Here is an 18,316-nt window from a genome sequence, read left to right on the forward strand (position 1 = left end):
AGAAAAGAACGGAAGTTATAAATTTTTCAAAATCATTCTTATGAAAAATATACTCTTACATAATAAAACCCCTCGTAGTTTAAGCGGCATATTTCTGCTGTTGATGTTACTTGCTAATACCGTAGAACTGATGGCTCAAGACAAAAAAGATTTTTTATCGGCAAAGGAAAGTGAACCCAGTAATTTTGGATGGATGGCAGACTTCCCCCCTTCCAATGATAAAACCATAAGCGCCAAAGATGGTTCTTATCTTCATTTCCCTGAACTCAGATGGAGTGTTGTAAATATGCGGAAACTGATGCCTACAACGGAAGTTACACCGAAATTAGCACCACCACAAGCCTTTGACTATGCGCTGGATAAAAATATAGATTCGCTAACTTTTCTTCCTTGGGAAGCAAAGGAGAAGATGACTTGGAAAGAATCGCTTGCAAAAAACTACACCGACGGGATGCTCATTTTGCACGATGGGAAAATAGTTTATGAAAATTATTTTAGCGCGATGGATGAGACCAAAGTTCACGCTGTGTTTTCGGTCACTAAATCTTTTGTGGGAACTTTGGCAGGAATTCTTATTGCTGAAGGGAAATTGGATGAAACCAAAACCGCTTCCTTTTATGTTCCAGAGTTGAAGAACTCTGCTTTTGAAGATGCCACGGTGCGTCAGATATTAGATATGACTACATCCGTTGAATACAGTGAGGATTATGCTGATCCAGATGCTGAGGTTTGGGAGTTTTCCGATGCTGGAAATGCGTTGATCAAAGCTAAAGGCGATAAAGAACCAGTTGGGTATTATGCCTTTTTGGAAACCGTAAAGAAAAAAGGACCTCACGGAAAAGCCTTTAAATATAAAACCGTAAATGCACAGGCTGCCGGCTGGATTATAACACGTGCTACCGGAAAATCCATTGCTGAATTGTTATCTGAAAGAATATGGAGCAAAATAGGGATGGAGCAGGAAGCTAATTTGATGGTCGATGCTAAAGGAATTCCATTTTCTGGAGGTGGTTTAAGTGCCGGACTTCGAGATTTAGCTCGTTTTGGAGAGTTGATGCGCAACAAAGGAAACTGGAAAGGAGAGCAGCTATTTCCTAAAGAAGTGGTGGAAACCATTATGAATGGTGCCAGCAAAGAAGATTTTGCAAAATCGGAACACCCCGGACTAAAAGGATGGTCTTATAAAAATTTATGGTGGATTACAGAAAATGAAGACGGTGCCTATGCAGCTCGTGGCATTTATGGCCAGACCATCTATATCGATCCGGCAGCCAAAATGGTCATTGTACGACTGGCTTCATACCCCGTTGCTGCCAATGCTGCTAACGATGCTACTTCATTGCCGGCGTATCAAGCGGTTGCGGATTATTTGATGAAGAAAAAATAATAACAGCAATCTAGATCTTTAAACTTAAAGTATTTATTGATGAAAAAAGAAATAGCAATTGTTGGAGGCGGTATATCTGGATTGGTCTCTGCCTTCGAGCTTAGTGAGAATTCAGAATTGGATATTACTATAATTGAAGCCAGTGATTCCTGCGGCGGAAAAATGAAAGGCTATTTTAATAAGAAAACCAATCGGTTTGAAGAACATTCTATCCGCGCCTTGGGTTCTACCTATTTTGCGCTTTTTGATGTTTTTTATCGCGCAGGTATGTTGGATGTTTTAACCGCCGTAGATGAATACATTTTTTATGAAAGCAAATCGGGTAAAAAAGTCGCTATAGATCGTACCGAATCCATAAAGTTTGAAACATTTAAGGAGCTGGTTAGTACTTTCGACTTATCCTTGACCGATATGATGAGTTTGGCGAAAAAAATTGCCCATCACGTTAATGCATCTGATGAGGAACGTGAAAAACAATCCCATCAAAAAGCAGGAGACGTTATCGGTATCGATGATTTTGATGAACATACGCGACAGTTTATCATCAACTGGTTTGGGATCCTTACGGGTGCGCGGATGGAAAGTAAGGCAGTGGATATTATGGACAGTTTCGTATTGATGTTTCTGCCGATGACCGAGAGTCCACAGCTGCCGCCGGGAAAACACTCAAAATCGTATTGCTTTAATCGGCCTACTTCGGAAGTGATTGAGCTATTGGTTAAAAAATTAGAAGAGCGTGGAGTAAAATTCAGCTATAATACTCGTTTTGAAAATATTGATCAAGATGCGGCTTCAAAAAAGATAAAACTCAAGACAACGGGTGAAATTTTAGAAAAAAATGAATTTGACGCGTGCATCATTGCGGTTCCACACGAAACAATGTGGAAAGTAGGTTTGCTAAAAGGGGTTAAAAAACCCTTTGATGATGAATGGTCATTTGGATCCCAGTTTCCTATGGCAGTTTTACCGGAAGCTTTGGTTCCTTTTAAAGGGAAATCCTATAATCTGAGTTTTGATGCGCCTTGGAACATTGTTTTTCAAATTCAGCATAAAGAAGGATTTTGGAAAGATGTGAATTTTTCAAAATCCAAACCTTATAATCTCTCTGCAACCTGTAGTTCCCCGTTTAATGAAGGTTCTCTTTATGGGAAACGATTTATGGAATGCACCCCCGAAGAAAGCCTACACGAAATTCTATTTCAATTGGGAATAACGGAGGAAGCAGAAAGAAAACCCCTTGTCGATAATGCTGTAGTTGATCCTATCTATCTAGAATATACGAAGGAATGGAAGCAACACGCAAATTTGGAAACGGCAGAACTGGGGATTCTCCAAAATAATGATCACAGGTGGGTAGATTTTTCACAAATTTACGTTCGCTCTGCGGAGGATAAAGAAATAGTGTCAAAAACGGAAATGGAAGGTGTTTATTTAGCTGGGGAAGTGGTTAGCGTTCCCGGAAGATGGAAAATACCAACGATGGAACAAGCATCTATGTCCGGAAAACAAGCCGCTCAGGAGGTATATCATTACTTAAAAATGGACAGGAAGGTAAATATGGAATATGCCACCTTATCCTCTACAAAAGGCTATAAACTAATGGAAGGAATTTTAGCTGGGCTTACTGCACTCTCTAAATTAATTCCTCATAAAAACAAAGAAAAAGAATAGGCAGCTGTCGATAATGTTTATCAAATCCTTAGATATCAATTGCACGACATAGCGATTTTGATCATCCAAGTTACTTTATAGCTTGAATATTTAATTTCAGCTTGCGTTAGGGATAGCAGTGGAAAGCCCACAGCGATCCCGATTTTTATCGGGGGAGCGAGGACTTGGAACGGATAGCCCGACCCGCTTTTCGCGGGTAACGCCCTAAAAATCATTATTCTCACTTTAAAATATATTGCATTTTTAGGAAGTATAATTTTGTCTTACCGCTTAAGTCTCACATCTCACGTCTCACATCTCAAGTCTAAAAATCAAGCTTTCCGAAACTTTTCACTTACATACAATTGTCCCTTTTTAAGTTTTTCTAGATAAGAATTCATATCTGCATAAATTTCAGGAGCTAGAATGTATAATCCAGCGATGTTTGGAAAGGACATTGCCAAAATCATCATATCGGCAAAGCTTAGCACGGCACCTAGACTTACGGAAGCTCCTAGCACCACAAAGCCTAAATACATAAATTTGTATAGTAATTCTCCTTTTTTGCTTCGTCCGAATAAATACGTCCAAGAACGCATTCCGTAATAAGACCAAGAAACCATTGTGGAGAATGCAAATAGAAACACGGCGATGGCTAGCACTACCGGAAACCACGAAACTACACTTCCAAAAGCAGCGGAAGTAAGTTCTACACCGCCCATACCGAGATTCCCTTCGTGTTTACCAGTAAAGATTAGGACTAAGGCGGTCATAGTACACACCACCATAGTATCGATAAAAGGTTCAACGATGGAGGTAAATCCATCGGCAATAGGATGATTTGTTTTAGCCGGACTATGGGCAATTGCTGCGGAACCAACGCCGGCTTCACTTGAAAATGCAGCCCGTTGCAGACCAACAATCAACACTCCAATAAACCCACCTTTTAATGCATCGGCAGAAAAGGCACCTTCAAAAATCGCTAAAAATGCACCTCCGATGCCTTCTATATTAGAACCAATAACAACCAAACAACCTACGATATATAAGATTGCCATAACGGGCACAACTTTTTCGGTAACCTTGGCGATACTCTTTATTCCACCAATAATTACGATCCCAACAAGTGTTGCGAAGCCAATTCCGAACCAGAAACCTTGTCCTTGAAGAATAGGAATTTGTTCTGAAACTATCTTAAATGCCTGGTTTGATTGTAGCATATTTCCGCCACCAAAAGAGGCTCCTACACCTAAAATCGCAAAAAATGCGGCAAGGAATTTTCCTAAACGCTTAAGATTTCGTTTTTCAAGACCGTACCTCAAATAGTTCATCGGGCCACCAAAAACACGTCCGTCTGCATCGATAAACCGATATTTCACACCCATGGCACATTCGGCAAATTTCATCGACATTCCAAAGAAACCGGCCATAAACATCCAAAATGTAGCCCCTGCACCTCCTAGGGAAATTGCCACGGCAACCCCGGCAATATTTCCTAAACCTACCGTTGCCGATACGGCTGTTGCCATAGCCTGAAAGTGCGTGATGCTTCCCGGCGCATTTGGATCATCATATTTTCCTCTTGCCAAATCAATGGAATGCCGAAACCCGCGAATATTGATAAACTTTAATCGAATAGTAAAGAAAATACTGCCCAAGATCAACCAAATAACAATAAAGGGAATGGTATTGGTCACCACTTCACCATTTGGATATAATAGAGGCTGGGGTTTTTTAAAATCTACCCGACCCAGTTTAAGCTCTTCTGCTGAGGATGCCTTGGAGCTTGGGGTAATAAGTGTTCCTTCCGCAACTAAATGATGTAGTTTTCCGTCAAAGATCGCGTGTAATACTGTTTCCTCTCCATCAATTTCAAGAAGTGCAATCTCTTGCTTTTCGGTTATCTGCGCTCCTTCTGGCACCAACCATTTTTTAAGTAGGTAGTTCTCGTGTTCCGTATCTGAATGTGGGGGAGCAATATCTTCGTGAGAAATATAGACTACTGGATCGTAAACACCGAGGGAAGCGAATGGATCCCAAAACAGAATAGCACCGAGAAAATCTACTGCAGGTTGTACATTGCTGTTAAAAACCTCTACGATGGATTCCGCTGGAATATTAAAAGACTCAGAGACGGTGTTTCCGTTGGCGTCGGTTACCGTTACCGAATGCTGCATCCCTTCAATTAAACCTGTGGAAACCTTAGATCTTAGAGATGTGGAAGTATTGCTCCATTTGTATTGGTATGGAGATGTTCCGCCTACTACTTGTACTTGGGCGATTGCGTCATTGATTTCGGAAGAAGGGTTTTTTAATTCTAGATTGATGGATAATTCATCATTGGAATTTCCATTGTTTTGAGCATTTGAAGTTGTTATTAGAATTAATGAAGTGAAGAGAAAAAATAGTGATTTGATCATTAAGGTTTACTGGGTTTTATGAGATTAGATTAATCGTATCTGGGTAAGACTTAAGACCGTTGCGCTATTGGACGTAAGACGTAAGACTAAATGGCTACTCAATTAATGTTTTTTTGAAATTATGTAGCCTGAATATTACTCCAAGTAGGAATGATACTAAAAGTATTGTTATAGACTATATTAAATAATTCACGAAAAATCGCAATTTAGCCATAAGTAGGAGTTCTCCAAAGCTATTTCTTTGTTTTCTTGTGTTTATCGCTATTGTTCTGGAAAAATTTAGTTGTAAATTCCTTGTTTTTCTCGCTTATTTTTAGCGCTATTATTAGATGTATTTAAGCTGTTAAATTATGTTTAAGATTAAGACGTCTCAACAGATTCCGTAGCTGGAAAGCTTACCTTTGAGACTATTAGTAATTAAAACACACATCATATTATGGATATCTCAAAACATTTTGATTTAAAAGGAAAAACGGCAGTAGTAACTGGCGGAGCAGGCGGAATAGGAAAAGCTTGCTGCGAGATGCTAGCTGCTTATGGAGCAAATGTCGTTGTTTCAGATTATAATCTGGATGCGGCTAAGGAAACTTCAAAAGCAATAAACGATAATGGCGGAACATCAATCGCGATAGATTGTAATGTACTTGAAGACGATGCGCTTATTAATTTAGTAGATAAAACTGTTGAAAAATTTGGTAGCATCGAGATCTTAGTAAACAACGTTGGTGGCGGTGGCGCAGGAAAAGAAAGTCCGTACGATATTGAGGTAGCCCAATTTAAAAAAGTCTTTGAAATGAACGTTTTTAGTATGTGGCGTCTTTGCCAATTAGTGGCTCCACATATGAAAAAAGCCGGTTACGGAAGTATTATCAATATGTCTTCAATGGCTTCCATTAACAAGAGTCCTGCTATTAGTGCTTATGCATCTTCAAAAGCAGCGATCAACCATATGACACGTAATTTGGCCTTTGATTATGGCCCAGATAATATCCGTATCAACGCCATCGGGCCTGGAGCAACAAGAACACACGCGTTGAGTACTGTGCTTACTCCAGAATTGGAAAAAGCAATGCTAAAGCATACACCGATCCACAGACTTGGAGAAGCGGAAGATATTGCTGGCGCCGTATTATATTTTGCAGCACCAATTTCAAGCTGGACCAGTGGCCAAGTTATTTTTGTAAATGGCGGGGGAGAGCAGACTTTGGATATGTAGTGTAAAATGGACATAAGACGATAGGACTTACAACTGGAGGACGTATGACATACGACATAAGAGAAATTTTAATGTTCCACGAGTCTTACATCCTCTAGTCCTACGTCTTACGCGCTGCACTGAGCTTGTCGAAGTGTCCTTCCGTCTTACGTCATTTCAAAAGCTGTCTCGAAAGCAATTTTGGGATGGCTTTTTTTGTGGTTTGGCTTTTTCTCTTAAGTAAAATTTTAATGGAATAAGGTTAATTGATATATTTGAAGGTAAGCTTGAAGCTTATTTCTACCCGGGAATTTTATTGGAAACTGAAAAATGAAAAACATACTTGCGATATATACTACATAAGGTTGGTTATATCTGTATGTTGCTCACAATACAAAAAAACACAATGGTAACCGAAAAATTATTAAAGCAAATTGATTTTATAAAAGAAATTGACAAAATAAAATATATTCAAAGACGAACAAAATTATTTAATAGTGACAGACAAGAAAATGATGCAGAACATAGTTGGCATTTAGCGATGATGGCAATTGTTTTAAGCGAACATTCAGATTATGAAATTGACTTATTAAAGGTCATAAAAATGGTCTTAATTCACGATATAGTTGAAATAGATGCAGGAGACACGTTTATTTACGACCAAAATAAAAACCACGAAAATACTGAAGAAGAACTAAAAGCAGCCCAACGGATTTTTGGAATTTTACCAAAAGAGCAAGCAGAGGATTTTATCAAAATTTGGATTGAGTTTGAAGAAGGAATATCCAACGAAGCGAAATTTGCAAGGTCTATGGACAGACTTGAACCTTTGCTTCAGAATACATCAAATGATGGTGGAACTTGGAAAGAATTTGGAGTTAAATATCAAACAGTTTACGATAAGAAAAAAGTAATTAAAAATGGTTCGAAAAAATTATGGAAATTTGCCGAAAACCTAATCAATGATAGTGTCCAAAAAGGTATTTTAAAGAAATAAATTATACTTAAAAACAATAACAGAAAACAATGAGAAAATTAGGAATCATTACAATGATTTTTGCAATTCTTTTAACGGGTTGTAACACGGACAAATCAAAAACGAAAATAGAAAACCCCGAATTCACAAAAACCGAAGTGAAAACGGATACGCTTACAAAACATCTAAAACCGTTTAATCCAGAATTGCCTACAATAGGACTTTTAATGTATAACGGAGTTTTACAAAGCGAAGTAATCGCAACTTCCGATGTTTTCGCAAAACCGACAGAAGATGGAAATCAACTTTTTAACGTTATTTCAATAGCCGAAACTGATAATCCAATAACAACGGAAGAAGGAATGCATTTCGTTCCAGATTATACTTTTGAGAATTGCCCAAAATTGACTGCTCTTTTTGTACCAAGTGCCTATGATATGTATGCTCAAGTCCATAACGAAAAGATTGTGAATTTTATAAAGGAAAAAAATAAAGAAACTAAATATACTGTGAGCAATTGTGCAGGAGCGCAACTAATCGGAAAATCGGGAATTGCGGACGGACACAAAATTGTTACGTGGATTGGTGGTGGCGAACAATTACAGAAAGATTATCCGAATTTAAAAGTGGAAGACGATAGTTTGGTAACTTTTGTTGAGGACGGAAAATTCAGTTCCTCAAATGGAAATTTAGCGAGTTATATTTCTGCCTTGAATTTAGTGGAAAAAATGACAAGTCCTGATCATAGAAAATTTGTAGAAAGTTATCTATATCTCGACCGACTTCAAAACTGGAAAGAATAATTGAAGAATACGTACTGTGTGCAACACCGGTAACCGTTGCACATCCCATAATTCCATAAATATCGATGCTATATAAGCCGCTTTAAGCGGCTTTGTTTTTTCCTCAGGCCAGAAAAATAGACAAGATTTGAGTTTTTTAAAAAGGATGATCCATATTGATAGCCAGTCACTTTAGCCTAAAAAGACAAAACGATACTTTCCGCCTCGTTTTTTAGCCGTTTTTGGACGAACTTGGGATAACTCCTGTCACCAGGTCTTGGAGCAGGAGACCAATTTTTATCGTTTATGGAGAATGAGCTTTTTCCTTTTGTCGAGCAAAATTATTCAGCTTCTAAAACTCGTTCCCTTGCGGGGAATTCAAGAGGCGGACTTTTAGTAATGTACTCTTTGCTTTATAAACCTGATTTGTTTAAAGGCCGGTTTTGTTTTAGTCCAGCATTTTGGAGAGAAGATAATTTAATTATAAAAAAGGTTTCTGATTTTCTTCATACAAACGAGAATTTGAACTCGTTTCTGTATTTGAGTATGGGAGACAAGGAAAATGAAAAAATGAAAAACGGATTTAATGAAATGACAAAAATCTTGAGTAAAAATGAAAATGACCAATTGGTATGGTATTCGGAATTTACCAAAAATGCCGACCATCAAAATAATGCAGAAATATCAGCATCTGTTGGAATTGGAAAATGGGCGGAATATCTAAAAAGAGTGGAATAAAAATAGTGCTTGTAACAAAGTTTCGGATGAATCGTCCTTATTATAAACCAATTACAATCAAGCTCCAGTGTTAGAAAATCCAAAAGTAAACATCAAAATCAAACTCGCTGCATTGTGGGCTTCGGCAACCTTTTGTTATTTATATGGAGACTATTTCGAGCTTTATACACCAGATAAAGTGAACAGTTTAATTACTGGTGTAAATGGTTTAGACAGTCCAACTAAGTTATTAATAGCCTCAATAGTTCTGGCAATTCCTGCATTAATGGTTGGCGCATCTATAGTACTAAAACCAAAATTAAATCGGTTTTTAAATATTATTTTCGGAACAGTATTTACCTTAATTATGTTATTTATAGCAGTAAATTCAATGACTGAATGGTATAGCTTTTATGTTTTTCTGGGATTTTTGGAAAGTATGATTACTGGTTTAATTGTCTGGTATGCCTGGAAATGGCAGAAAAAAAAGTAGACCAAAGTGAACTACAGCAATTGATTTAAATGGCGAGATTGGGTTAGATATATCCACAAGTTGTTTAACATTTAAAAACAGCATTAAATTTTAAAATTCATAAATAAATTAGAAGTGTGAAACTCAAGAAAAAGTTTGTATTGGATATTTTGAAAATGCAATTCGCATTTGGACAGCCTTTTTTATTCTTGTGTATGGAATTGCAAAAATTAGGCAATTTGAAGGCTCTAAATTACTTGACGTATCAATCAGAGACGCGAGCAAATTTGAAATTATGTGGGCGTTTTTTGGAACCACAAGGGAATATCCTATTATAATTGGTAGTTTACAAATAATAGGCGCAATTTTATTGGTATTCCGGAAAACAAAATTACTCGGAGCGCTGTTACTTACACCAATTTTCCTAAATATAATATTGCTAGATATATTATATGATATCCCATTTGGCGCATTATTAAATGCTTTGATTTATCAATGTGTATTTCTATTCGTAATCATTCAACAAAGAAAAAGAATAATCAAGACATTTAAAATATTGATGATTGAAAACGATAAAATAATGTCCTATGACAATTTATTTTGGGATTAAGTTTTCTAAATTTGAAATAATCAAAATGAAAAGAAATGCTAAATCAAATTTATCCTTGTTTGTGGTTTGACGGAAAAGCACAGGAAGCAGCAAAATTTTATTGTTCGGTATTTAAAAACTCAAAAATTATATCGGACAACCAAACTGTAGTAATCTTCGAATTAAACGCTAAGAAGTTTATGGGATTAAATGGAGGACCTCAATTCAAGTTTAACGAGGCTATATCTCTTGTAGTTGATTGCGAAACACAAGAAGAAATTGACCATCTATGGGAAAATTTAACTTCAGATGGTGGAAAAGAGGGAAATTGTGGTTGGTTAAAAGACAAATTCGGTGTTTCGTGGCAGATTGTTCCGACAATTTTACCAGAACTTTTAAGTAATCCCGAGAAAGCAAATAATGTGATGGAGGCTTATATGAAAATGCAAAAATTCGACATAGAGAAGCTAAAGAATGCGTAGTCGCTAATTACGAATGCTAAAGAATTTATTGAAACAAGAAGATTTTACTTGAATTTAAAGCAACAGTCGGAAAATCCAGTTAGCGAAAAGTTAAGTAAAATTAGTGTAAGTCTTTGTTAATATGATGTGACGAATGTAATGGAAGCAAAAAACGAACGCCTAGCTAAAGTTGCCATGAAGTTAAAAAAATCTCGACGATGAACAAAATCTATAATACCTACCGACCAGAAGGATTTGGAACTGTAAACGGATATTTATTCGTGGAAAACCCAAAAGAGTTAATTGGTTTTCTAAAGAACGCATTCTATGCAGAAGAAATCAATCGTTCCACCAATCCAAAGAATGGCGACATTGCCAACGTAATTTTAAAAATTGGGGGTTCCTGCTTTATGATAAGTCAAGCAAGAGGACAATTTTTAAATATGCGTACTGCCTTTTATCTTTATGTAGCTGATGTTGATGAAATGCATAAAAGAGCGGTCGAAAATGGAGCGAAGGTTGAATTCGAACCAGCCGATATGGATTATGAAGATCGACAATCAGGAATAATAGACCCAAGCGGAAATTATTGGTGGATTTCAAAACGACTAGTAGAAAAAGACTATAATAACTAGTAGCTTTAAACTAAGCTGAGCGGGAAATCCAAGTACCAAATTGAACATAAGGCTGCGGACATAAATAGAAACGAATCGCACGCATCACAGTTCTTAGGAGTGGAGTGGAAGTGCCGGTACTTATGGATCTTCCCGATTAAAAAGCAATACAGGCTATAATGGGCTTTTCACGATCTATCTTTCTAACCCACCTTTACATCAATTTAAACATTTCCTTATTTAGAATCGGCTTCAGTTATTCTTGGAATCGGGTTCACTTCAAACGAAAATCAATGTTCTCGTTTTAGATTGAATAAAAACCCAAAACCTATCCCTTAATTATTCCAATAATTAGTTAAGTTAGCAATCGAATTCTACAATTTCAATACTTTATAAAAAACTAACCCTTAGAATTCGATAACAAAAAACCTAAATCTTATGAAAACAAAAACTTTACTTTTTTTATTTGTGGTACTTATGTGCCTAAACTCCTCAGTCCTTACGGCGCAGTGGGAATCTACTGGATTCACCAAAGCCACCTGGGCATTAGCTAAAGCCGAAAATGGAAATTTAATTGCGGCAGATGATATGTATCCTGAATTGGGTGGAATTTACCTTTCTCAAGATCAGGGAGATTCTTGGGTAAAAACCTCGGCAACAGATTATGCTTACACTGCTCATGTTGTAAAAGATGAAAGCATTTATATGGGCGGCGTTGAAGGTAATGTGGCTATTTCTCATGATAATGGGGAAACCTGGGCTAATGTCAACTTTGGCAACGTGCTCCCAGGATTAACGGTGGATGACCCTATTTATGCCATGGAATACCATAACGGACGGATTTATGCGTCTGTATTTAATTTTGGTGTTGTCTATAGCGAAGATGAAGGCGTCACGTGGAACCTTACTGACCAGGAATCTCTTTGGGATGTAGATAATCCGATAGACGGAGGTCAATGGACTTATAACTTGCATTCATACCATGACCAATTATATAATATTGGTGCATTTGGCATCTGGGTATATGACGAAACTGCAGATTTGTGGGCGCAGGTGGATGATAGATGGTATGGAAATAGTTCCCTTATAGTTGATGATGTCTTTTATGTTATTTACAATGCAGATGGCATTCCTGACGGGATTCGTTATACAACAGATTTTCAAAACTGGGAAGTTATGCCGCTTCCTGATGGTGCATCAACAAGTGTTCGATTTATGGAATACTACCACGGTGCCTTTTTTATGGGCCATGTAAGTGAAGCTATTCTTTATACAGTAGATCAAGGAGCAACTTGGATTGAATATCGTGAAGATTTTCCAGCTTTCGAGCCTATACCTGGACTTAATCTTTATGGTACTCCAATGAATTTGGTGTTTGACGGAGAAACTATGTATTGCGGTGTTTTTTCACCTATTGACGGAGTTGGTGGGGTTTTTAAAGCCCCAGTGCCTGCAGAGCTAAATATAAACGAAATATCGGCCTCACTGCAGCCAGTTTTATATCCCAATCCAGCAAAAGACTTTGTAATGCTACAATTCCCACAAGATCAAGAAAATCAGGGGTCATTGAGAATTACTGATGCTTTGGGAAGAGTACAATACAATAAAACGATCGGCAATGAGGAAAACAATACGATTTCTGTTTCTACGGAAACTTGGGCTTCCGGGGTTTACCTTTATAGCATTGTAACCGAAGGTTCTAAAGCCTCTGGGAAATTTATTGTTGAATAAGTGCAATTACAAAATTAGGTTGAACTTGAAAGGGAAAAACAACTCTTTTCATTTTTAATTTCTACCATTATATTTAAAAGCTTACAGATTTAGAAATAAATTTGTGAGCTTTTTTTACTCCAACCTATCTTTTAATTTCACAGAATAAAACGCTTGTCTCTCTAAAAGTCTTAATATTGTCAGCTTCAATTTAATTAAACAAGATGAAGCAAATTCTCCAGAATAAAATCTTTCTACTTATCATTATCTCCATCACTTGGGGATCATCCTTCATTCTGATAAAAAAGACGTTGCCGGTTTTTGATCCGTATCAGATTGGTGCATTTCGCGCTGGACTTTCAGGGTTGCTTTTAGCCTTTATTGGATTTCCGGCCATGCGGAGAATGACTAAGAAGGATATTTTTTGGATTGCCTTATCTGGCTTGTTCGGTAATTTTTTAGTTGTTTTTATCTTTCCTTATGCACAACGGGAAGTGAGCAGTTCCTTGGCAGGGATTATCAATGCGTTGGACCCTATTTTTACTTTGATATTAGGGGTGCTTCTTTTTGGAATACGAAGTAAAACCATTCAATATCTCGGGGCTGTAATTGGTTTTGTGGGAGCTTTGATTTTGGTGTACACATCAGATTCAGATAGTAGCGAGAGTCATTATTTTTACACGGTATTATTGATTATTGGTTCTGCATTATACGCCGTTTCCGCACTAATTATTGAAAAGAAATTGATGCATATAAAATCAACAGAATTGGCGAGTTCCATATATGCCATCTGGATGATCCCATCGCTTATAATCTTATTGTTCTCAGGCTTCTTTACTGAAATTGATTATTCCCAAACAGAAACGCTTGAATCTTTAGGCTATTTAGTTTTCCTAACCGTGGTTAGTACCACTTTGGTCATGTTTCTGTTTTTTAAACTTGTTCAAGATACTTCGGCAGTCTTTGCCAGTACAATTTCACTTTTAATTCCTGTGATAGCTGTTTTTTGGGGAATATTAGATGGGGAAATATTTACGCTTTGGTATGCGCTTGGTGGCATTTTAGTTTTAATTGGTGTTTACTTTATTCAGGAAAAGAAGAAGGAGCGAAGCATAAAGTTGAAATAAGAAAATTGAAATACGAATTGTATCAACTCAATTTCGCTTTCTAAAGTCTAAAAAAATATTTAATGAGCCCAATAGGTCTTAAATTATCAAGAAAAATATTTTAAGGAATAAAGTTTTTTAATATATTTGAATTAAAGCTTTATGCTTCAGTCTCCCCAGTTAATTTAACTTTCTCTCCGCTTTTTGCTGTTGAGGTGAGTTTTCTTAAGAATTTTGAAAAATTTTTCACCGAAATTATGTAGCATGGATAGAATTAAATTCCTCCATGTTGTGAAGGTACCTCTAGCTTTATCAAACAATAAAAAATGTTCATTATGAAAAATAGTCTGATATTGTTAGTAATATTGAACCTCTTCTGTAATTATGTATTTGGTCAAAATAAGAAAGAACTTCGATCAACTGTTTTAAGACTTCAAGCAGATTCAACATCACTAACGAATAAGTATAAGGAAAATACCGCAACAATCTCAAGTCTTACTGTAGAGGTTTCGGAGGGTAAAGATTTAAATACGCAGCTCAAAACACAGCTAGCAGATTTAACATTAGATTATGATGCAACCAAGACCAAGCTAACCGACTCCATAGTTGCTTTAACAGATTCTAATAATATATTAAGAATGAAATTGGATTCCTTGAGTCGTTTTGCTAGAATCAATCATTTTGTAAAAACATTTTATACTTCCTTAGAACTATCTGACGAAGAAAATTTAAGACAATATGAGGAAGGCTATTTCAAGTTTGATCTTGAGAATTTCAACTCACTGGTCAGTAATAATGCGAGGTACAGTAAAGAACGAGTTAAAAACCTTTCTAGTGATAAATCTCATAACAAGTATTTCATTATGTTGGAAAGTATAGAAGAAATAAAGTTTAGTTTAAATAAAATATTGGTCAAAACCAGAGTTATGTATTCTGGAGATGATATGGGGCTATTTTACAATGAAGAGCAACTAACCTTGCGAGAAAACAAAGGTTTATTAAAACTAACAGACTGGGTGGATTTAGATTTGTATAAAATGATGCCTACCATAGAAACGAGTGTTGAAAACGTCACCAGAGAAGATTTTTATAAATGGATAGATAATGTAGGAAAGTAGGATTGTAAAGTTACTAACCAAAAAACCTAAACAACATTAAATAATTTGGTTACCCAAACACTTGTTTCATTATTTTAAAATAGGTTTTCTTAGCATCGGCAAATTATCCTTTAACTGCTGAAAGAGGCACTTCCAAACCAGCATTTTCACTGAGTTAATGAATTACGAATTAACAAAAGATTACTACCAAACAGGTTCGTATCCATCCGAACTGTGCTTAATTTTGCTTAACAATCTCAAACATTCCTTGATCATATTGATTTTTGGTTTGTTTAAAATAAAAAACTATGAAAAATAATAACTCTATTTTAATGATCTTGGTAATTGCCTTATTGGGAATTACAAGCTTAACTGCACAAAACACCAAAGATTACGGACATCGCTATGATCCACCTTGGGACGTATTAACTCATGAAGGAACCCAGTTTATTGGTTACGGAATTGACAACGCCCCAGATTTCCACGGAAATGTAAACAATCCAGACTTGGTAGTTTTCTTTGCAGGAAACCAATATATGGCGGTTCCAGAGCTTTTGGAAGCATTTAAAAAAGCAAACCCGAAATACCAACGCGTATTTGCAGAAACCATTCCTCCAGGAATAGAGGAACGACAAATGAAAACCGGAAAGTTGGTTTTAGGAAATATGATTATCGATTTAAAACCCGATGTTATCACTGCCGGAAAGGGGAGTATAGTTGCTAAGGAAAAGGAAGGGATGTTTACCAAAACCGCAGCCTATGCCCAAAATAAATTGGCAATCATGGTTAAAAAAGGAAATCCGCTTAATATAAAAGACTTGAAGGACCTAGAAAGACCCGATGTTTTAGTAAGTATGCCAAACCCAGAGTGGGAGGGGATAGGAGCCCGTATTATTAATGCATACGAAAATACTGGCGGAGAAAAATTGTCTAACGCCATTATGAACGACAAAGTGAGTAAGGGAACTACATATCTTACAACAATACACCACCGTCAAACTCCTATGCGCATTATGTATGATGAGTCTAATGCCGGTCCAGTTTGGTATAGTGAGGCATTTTATCATTCCGAAATGACCAATCACCCTATCGATATGGTAACTTTACCAGATGATATTAATGTTCAGGCAACTTACGTAGCCGGAAGAATGAAAAATGCTCCAAATCCTGCAGCTGCAGATGCGTTTATGGATTTCTTGGTTTCTCCAAAGGCTAAGGAAATTTATAAAAAATATGGGTTTACAACTATTGAATAGGCTAAATGAATTATAAAACGACAGCCTTTAAAAACATACTGGTTTTGTCTCTACTTTTTTTTTCCATGGTTGGATATGGACAAAAAGTAGATTCTACCGGTATGGAACCAATAACGCGCCAATCTCTTGAAAACGCTCTTAAAGGAGGGTTTTTGATTGATAATATCAAAGGAATAGACCTTAAATTAGGAGGCCATTTACAAGCCGACGTCATTTTTGACACACATAAAACAGGAAGTACGGTTTTCTTTAAACCATCGCAAATAGTTGTTCCTTCAGAATCTTATCCAAACACGCTATTTAATATTAAAGATTCTCGCGTGAGAATTACGGCATTAAACACTGGAAAAGAATTTGATAAGCATCTTAAAGTCTTGTTGGAAGTAGATTTCCGTAATCAAGGCAATGCCCCTAGAATTCGACATGCTTGGTTGGAAGTTGGCAAATTTGGAATTGGTCAAACTTGGAGTAATATTATAGATACCGATGCTTTTCCGAATATAATCTTGAATACGGGTGGTCCCAATTCATTTTCGGTAGATCGCGCTGTTCAATTTAGATATACTGAAAAATTTGGTGACGATGTTTTCTCTATTGCAATTGAAGATCATCAGCCTAATGTAAGCGTACCCGATACTTGGGATGCGCGACAAGTGTTTCCAAATCTAACTGCGGGTTTTAAAAAGACATTTGGCAAAAACCATATTCGGATTGCAGCTCTGTTAAACCCAATTGACTATAACAGTGAATTGCAGCCTAATAAGCTTAAAACTAAACTTGGATATGCGACCAGCCTAACCGGAAAATTTAAAGTGGGTAAGGACAACATTAAGTTGCACGCTACTTACGGTTCAGGTTATAGCGGTTATATTGAAGACTTTAATAAGGTAAACAATGAAGCAGTTGTAATAGATGGTAATTTGGAAACTGTAGATCTGTTTGCGGGTTGGATATTTTACGAACATCCGTGGAGCGACAGGATATCCTCTACTTTGGGTTACGGGCTAAACGATTTGGGCCTAAATTCAAGGGATGCGGATCAGTCCATTGATAAAACCCATATGGGAATCTTAGCGCTTCAGTATCAACCATTAAATCAGTTCAAATTAGTGTTGGAGGGTATTTATGGGCGACGAGAAAATTATGCAGTCAATGACCTTCCGAAACAAGCGGGCGATGATGTAAGGATTCAGTTTACAACCCTGTTCGTCTTTTAGAAATAAACCTTAAAAATTCACATTCTTTTTGATGTTTTATTAACCTGAATGTGAATTCAATTAAAACTAAAATAAGATGAAACAATTAATAGCTATTTCAATTTTCGCATTACTTATGGCAACAGGATTTACAGGATATTCACAAGATTGGCAAACTCCAGTTATAGATGGATATGGAAGAATTAAGGATTTTAAAGATGCCGAAGTGCAGCCTGATTCTGCGGCTACCTACAAAATTCTGTACCACATAACTGCAGATAAGCATAAAGATGCCGTTAATGTGGACCTTTGGCACATTGCAAGACAAATAAACCTTTTGGGTATTTCTGGCGTGCCTAAGGAGAACGTTCATATTGTTGCGGTGGTAAGTGGACCAGCAACTCCTATGGTAATGTCTGATGAGGCCTATCAGAAAAAATTTAAGGAGTTAAATCCCAATACAGATATTATTCAGAAGCTTTCAAGCTATGGTGTTGATATTGAAGTATGCGGGCAAGCCTTGGCAGAATTTGAAATAGATCATAAAACCGACGTCAACAAAAACGTAAAATTCACACTCTCTGCCTTGATTGATATACCTACGTATCAAATGCAAGGATATACAGTTATGTTTTAGACCATTTTTAACTTTTAATAGGTATATTTCACAATGCTAACTTGATATTCT

The 18,316-nt window shown here is 36.7% G+C and carries 16 protein-coding genes; 15 read left to right on the forward strand and 1 reads right to left on the reverse strand.

The genetic code is table 11. The features are described 5' to 3' along the window. Positions 1-40: 40 nt before the first annotated feature. Entirely contained in the window at positions 41-1,387 is a 1,347-nt protein-coding gene (locus tag G440_RS0112135; protein ID WP_034259453.1) for a serine hydrolase domain-containing protein, read from the forward strand. A gap of 39 nt (positions 1,388-1,426) precedes the next feature. Next, complete coding sequence (locus tag G440_RS0112140; RefSeq protein ID WP_026451553.1) at positions 1,427-3,058, forward strand: FAD-dependent oxidoreductase; 1,632 nt, start codon at positions 1,427-1,429, stop codon at positions 3,056-3,058. Between the two features lie 311 nt (positions 3,059-3,369). Here G440_RS0112140 and G440_RS0112150 read toward each other — a convergent pair whose 3' ends face one another. After that, positions 3,370-5,457: an alanine/glycine:cation symporter family protein gene (locus tag G440_RS0112150; protein WP_026451555.1), complete on the reverse strand. Its 2,088-nt coding sequence runs from the start codon at positions 5,455-5,457 to the stop codon at positions 3,370-3,372. A 436-nt stretch (positions 5,458-5,893) separates the two neighbouring features. Between G440_RS0112150 and G440_RS0112155 the strand changes: the two genes are divergently transcribed. The 13 genes from G440_RS0112155 to G440_RS0112225 all read left to right on the forward strand — a co-directional run bounded on the left by G440_RS0112155 (position 5,894) and on the right by G440_RS0112225 (position 18,265). After that, the gene (locus G440_RS0112155; RefSeq protein ID WP_026451556.1) at positions 5,894-6,673 is read left to right on the forward strand and encodes a glucose 1-dehydrogenase; all 780 of its coding nucleotides are present in this window, start codon (positions 5,894-5,896) and stop codon (positions 6,671-6,673) included. A 385-nt stretch (positions 6,674-7,058) separates the two neighbouring features. Next, positions 7,059-7,649: an HD domain-containing protein gene (locus G440_RS0112160; RefSeq protein ID WP_026451557.1), complete on the forward strand. Its 591-nt coding sequence runs from the start codon at positions 7,059-7,061 to the stop codon at positions 7,647-7,649. A 29-nt stretch (positions 7,650-7,678) separates the two neighbouring features. Continuing rightward, a complete protein-coding gene (locus G440_RS0112165) occupies positions 7,679-8,431 on the forward strand; it encodes a DJ-1/PfpI family protein (protein ID WP_026451558.1) in 753 nt (250 codons plus the stop codon). Positions 8,432-8,674: 243 nt separating this feature from the next. Further along, positions 8,675-9,148, forward strand: coding sequence for an alpha/beta hydrolase (locus G440_RS20750; RefSeq protein ID WP_281170770.1), 474 nt, complete (start codon positions 8,675-8,677; stop codon positions 9,146-9,148). Between the two features lie 67 nt (positions 9,149-9,215). Then, the gene (locus G440_RS0112175) at positions 9,216-9,620 is read left to right on the forward strand and encodes a DUF6326 family protein (protein ID WP_026451559.1); all 405 of its coding nucleotides are present in this window, start codon (positions 9,216-9,218) and stop codon (positions 9,618-9,620) included. Positions 9,621-10,244: 624 nt separating this feature from the next. Further along, on the forward strand, positions 10,245-10,670 hold the full coding sequence (locus G440_RS0112185; RefSeq protein ID WP_026451561.1) for a VOC family protein: 426 nt from the start codon (positions 10,245-10,247) through the stop codon (positions 10,668-10,670). Positions 10,671-10,867: 197 nt separating this feature from the next. After that, the gene (locus tag G440_RS0112190; protein WP_026451562.1) at positions 10,868-11,284 is read left to right on the forward strand and encodes a VOC family protein; all 417 of its coding nucleotides are present in this window, start codon (positions 10,868-10,870) and stop codon (positions 11,282-11,284) included. Positions 11,285-11,701: 417 nt separating this feature from the next. Further along, positions 11,702-12,994 carry a T9SS type A sorting domain-containing protein gene (locus tag G440_RS0112195; protein WP_026451563.1) on the forward strand — a complete coding sequence of 431 codons (1,293 nt, stop codon included), beginning with the start codon at positions 11,702-11,704 and terminating at the stop codon, positions 12,992-12,994. Positions 12,995-13,197: 203 nt separating this feature from the next. After that, on the forward strand, positions 13,198-14,100 hold the full coding sequence (locus G440_RS0112200) for a DMT family transporter (protein WP_026451564.1): 903 nt from the start codon (positions 13,198-13,200) through the stop codon (positions 14,098-14,100). 314 nt (positions 14,101-14,414) lie between these two features. Further along, positions 14,415-15,197 (forward strand): hypothetical protein, encoded by a 783-nt coding sequence (locus G440_RS0112205; protein WP_026451565.1) that lies wholly within the window; start codon positions 14,415-14,417, stop codon positions 15,195-15,197. A gap of 287 nt (positions 15,198-15,484) precedes the next feature. Next, positions 15,485-16,432: a substrate-binding domain-containing protein gene (locus tag G440_RS0112215; protein WP_026451566.1), complete on the forward strand. Its 948-nt coding sequence runs from the start codon at positions 15,485-15,487 to the stop codon at positions 16,430-16,432. Positions 16,433-16,476: 44 nt separating this feature from the next. After that, positions 16,477-17,649 carry a DcaP family trimeric outer membrane transporter gene (locus tag G440_RS0112220; protein WP_157417967.1) on the forward strand — a complete coding sequence of 391 codons (1,173 nt, stop codon included), beginning with the start codon at positions 16,477-16,479 and terminating at the stop codon, positions 17,647-17,649. 76 nt (positions 17,650-17,725) lie between these two features. Next, on the forward strand, positions 17,726-18,265 hold the full coding sequence (locus G440_RS0112225) for a DsrE family protein (protein WP_051285340.1): 540 nt from the start codon (positions 17,726-17,728) through the stop codon (positions 18,263-18,265). Positions 18,266-18,316 lie beyond the last annotated feature (51 nt).

Origin of the sequence: Aequorivita capsosiphonis DSM 23843, assembly GCF_000429125.1 — a bacterium.
In the GTDB taxonomy this organism is placed as follows: Bacteria; Bacteroidota; Bacteroidia; order Flavobacteriales; family Flavobacteriaceae; genus Aequorivita; species Aequorivita capsosiphonis.

Coding starts and splice junctions, on each gene's coding strand:
- G440_RS0112225 (WP_051285340.1), top strand. CDS start 17,726: ATGAAACAATTAATAGCTATTTCAATTTTCGCATTACTTATGGCAACA.
- G440_RS0112215 (WP_026451566.1), top strand. CDS start 15,485: ATGAAAAATAATAACTCTATTTTAATGATCTTGGTAATTGCCTTATTG.
- G440_RS0112195 (WP_026451563.1), top strand. CDS start 11,702: ATGAAAACAAAAACTTTACTTTTTTTATTTGTGGTACTTATGTGCCTA.
- G440_RS0112205 (WP_026451565.1), top strand. CDS start 14,415: ATGAAAAATAGTCTGATATTGTTAGTAATATTGAACCTCTTCTGTAAT.
- G440_RS0112200 (WP_026451564.1), top strand. CDS start 13,198: ATGAAGCAAATTCTCCAGAATAAAATCTTTCTACTTATCATTATCTCC.
- G440_RS0112190 (WP_026451562.1), top strand. CDS start 10,868: ATGAACAAAATCTATAATACCTACCGACCAGAAGGATTTGGAACTGTA.
- G440_RS0112160 (WP_026451557.1), top strand. CDS start 7,059: ATGGTAACCGAAAAATTATTAAAGCAAATTGATTTTATAAAAGAAATT.
- G440_RS0112150 (WP_026451555.1), bottom strand. CDS start 5,457: ATGATCAAATCACTATTTTTTCTCTTCACTTCATTAATTCTAATAACA.
- G440_RS0112165 (WP_026451558.1), top strand. CDS start 7,679: ATGAGAAAATTAGGAATCATTACAATGATTTTTGCAATTCTTTTAACG.
- G440_RS0112135 (WP_034259453.1), top strand. CDS start 41: ATGAAAAATATACTCTTACATAATAAAACCCCTCGTAGTTTAAGCGGC.
- G440_RS0112140 (WP_026451553.1), top strand. CDS start 1,427: ATGAAAAAAGAAATAGCAATTGTTGGAGGCGGTATATCTGGATTGGTC.
- G440_RS0112185 (WP_026451561.1), top strand. CDS start 10,245: ATGCTAAATCAAATTTATCCTTGTTTGTGGTTTGACGGAAAAGCACAG.
- G440_RS0112155 (WP_026451556.1), top strand. CDS start 5,894: ATGGATATCTCAAAACATTTTGATTTAAAAGGAAAAACGGCAGTAGTA.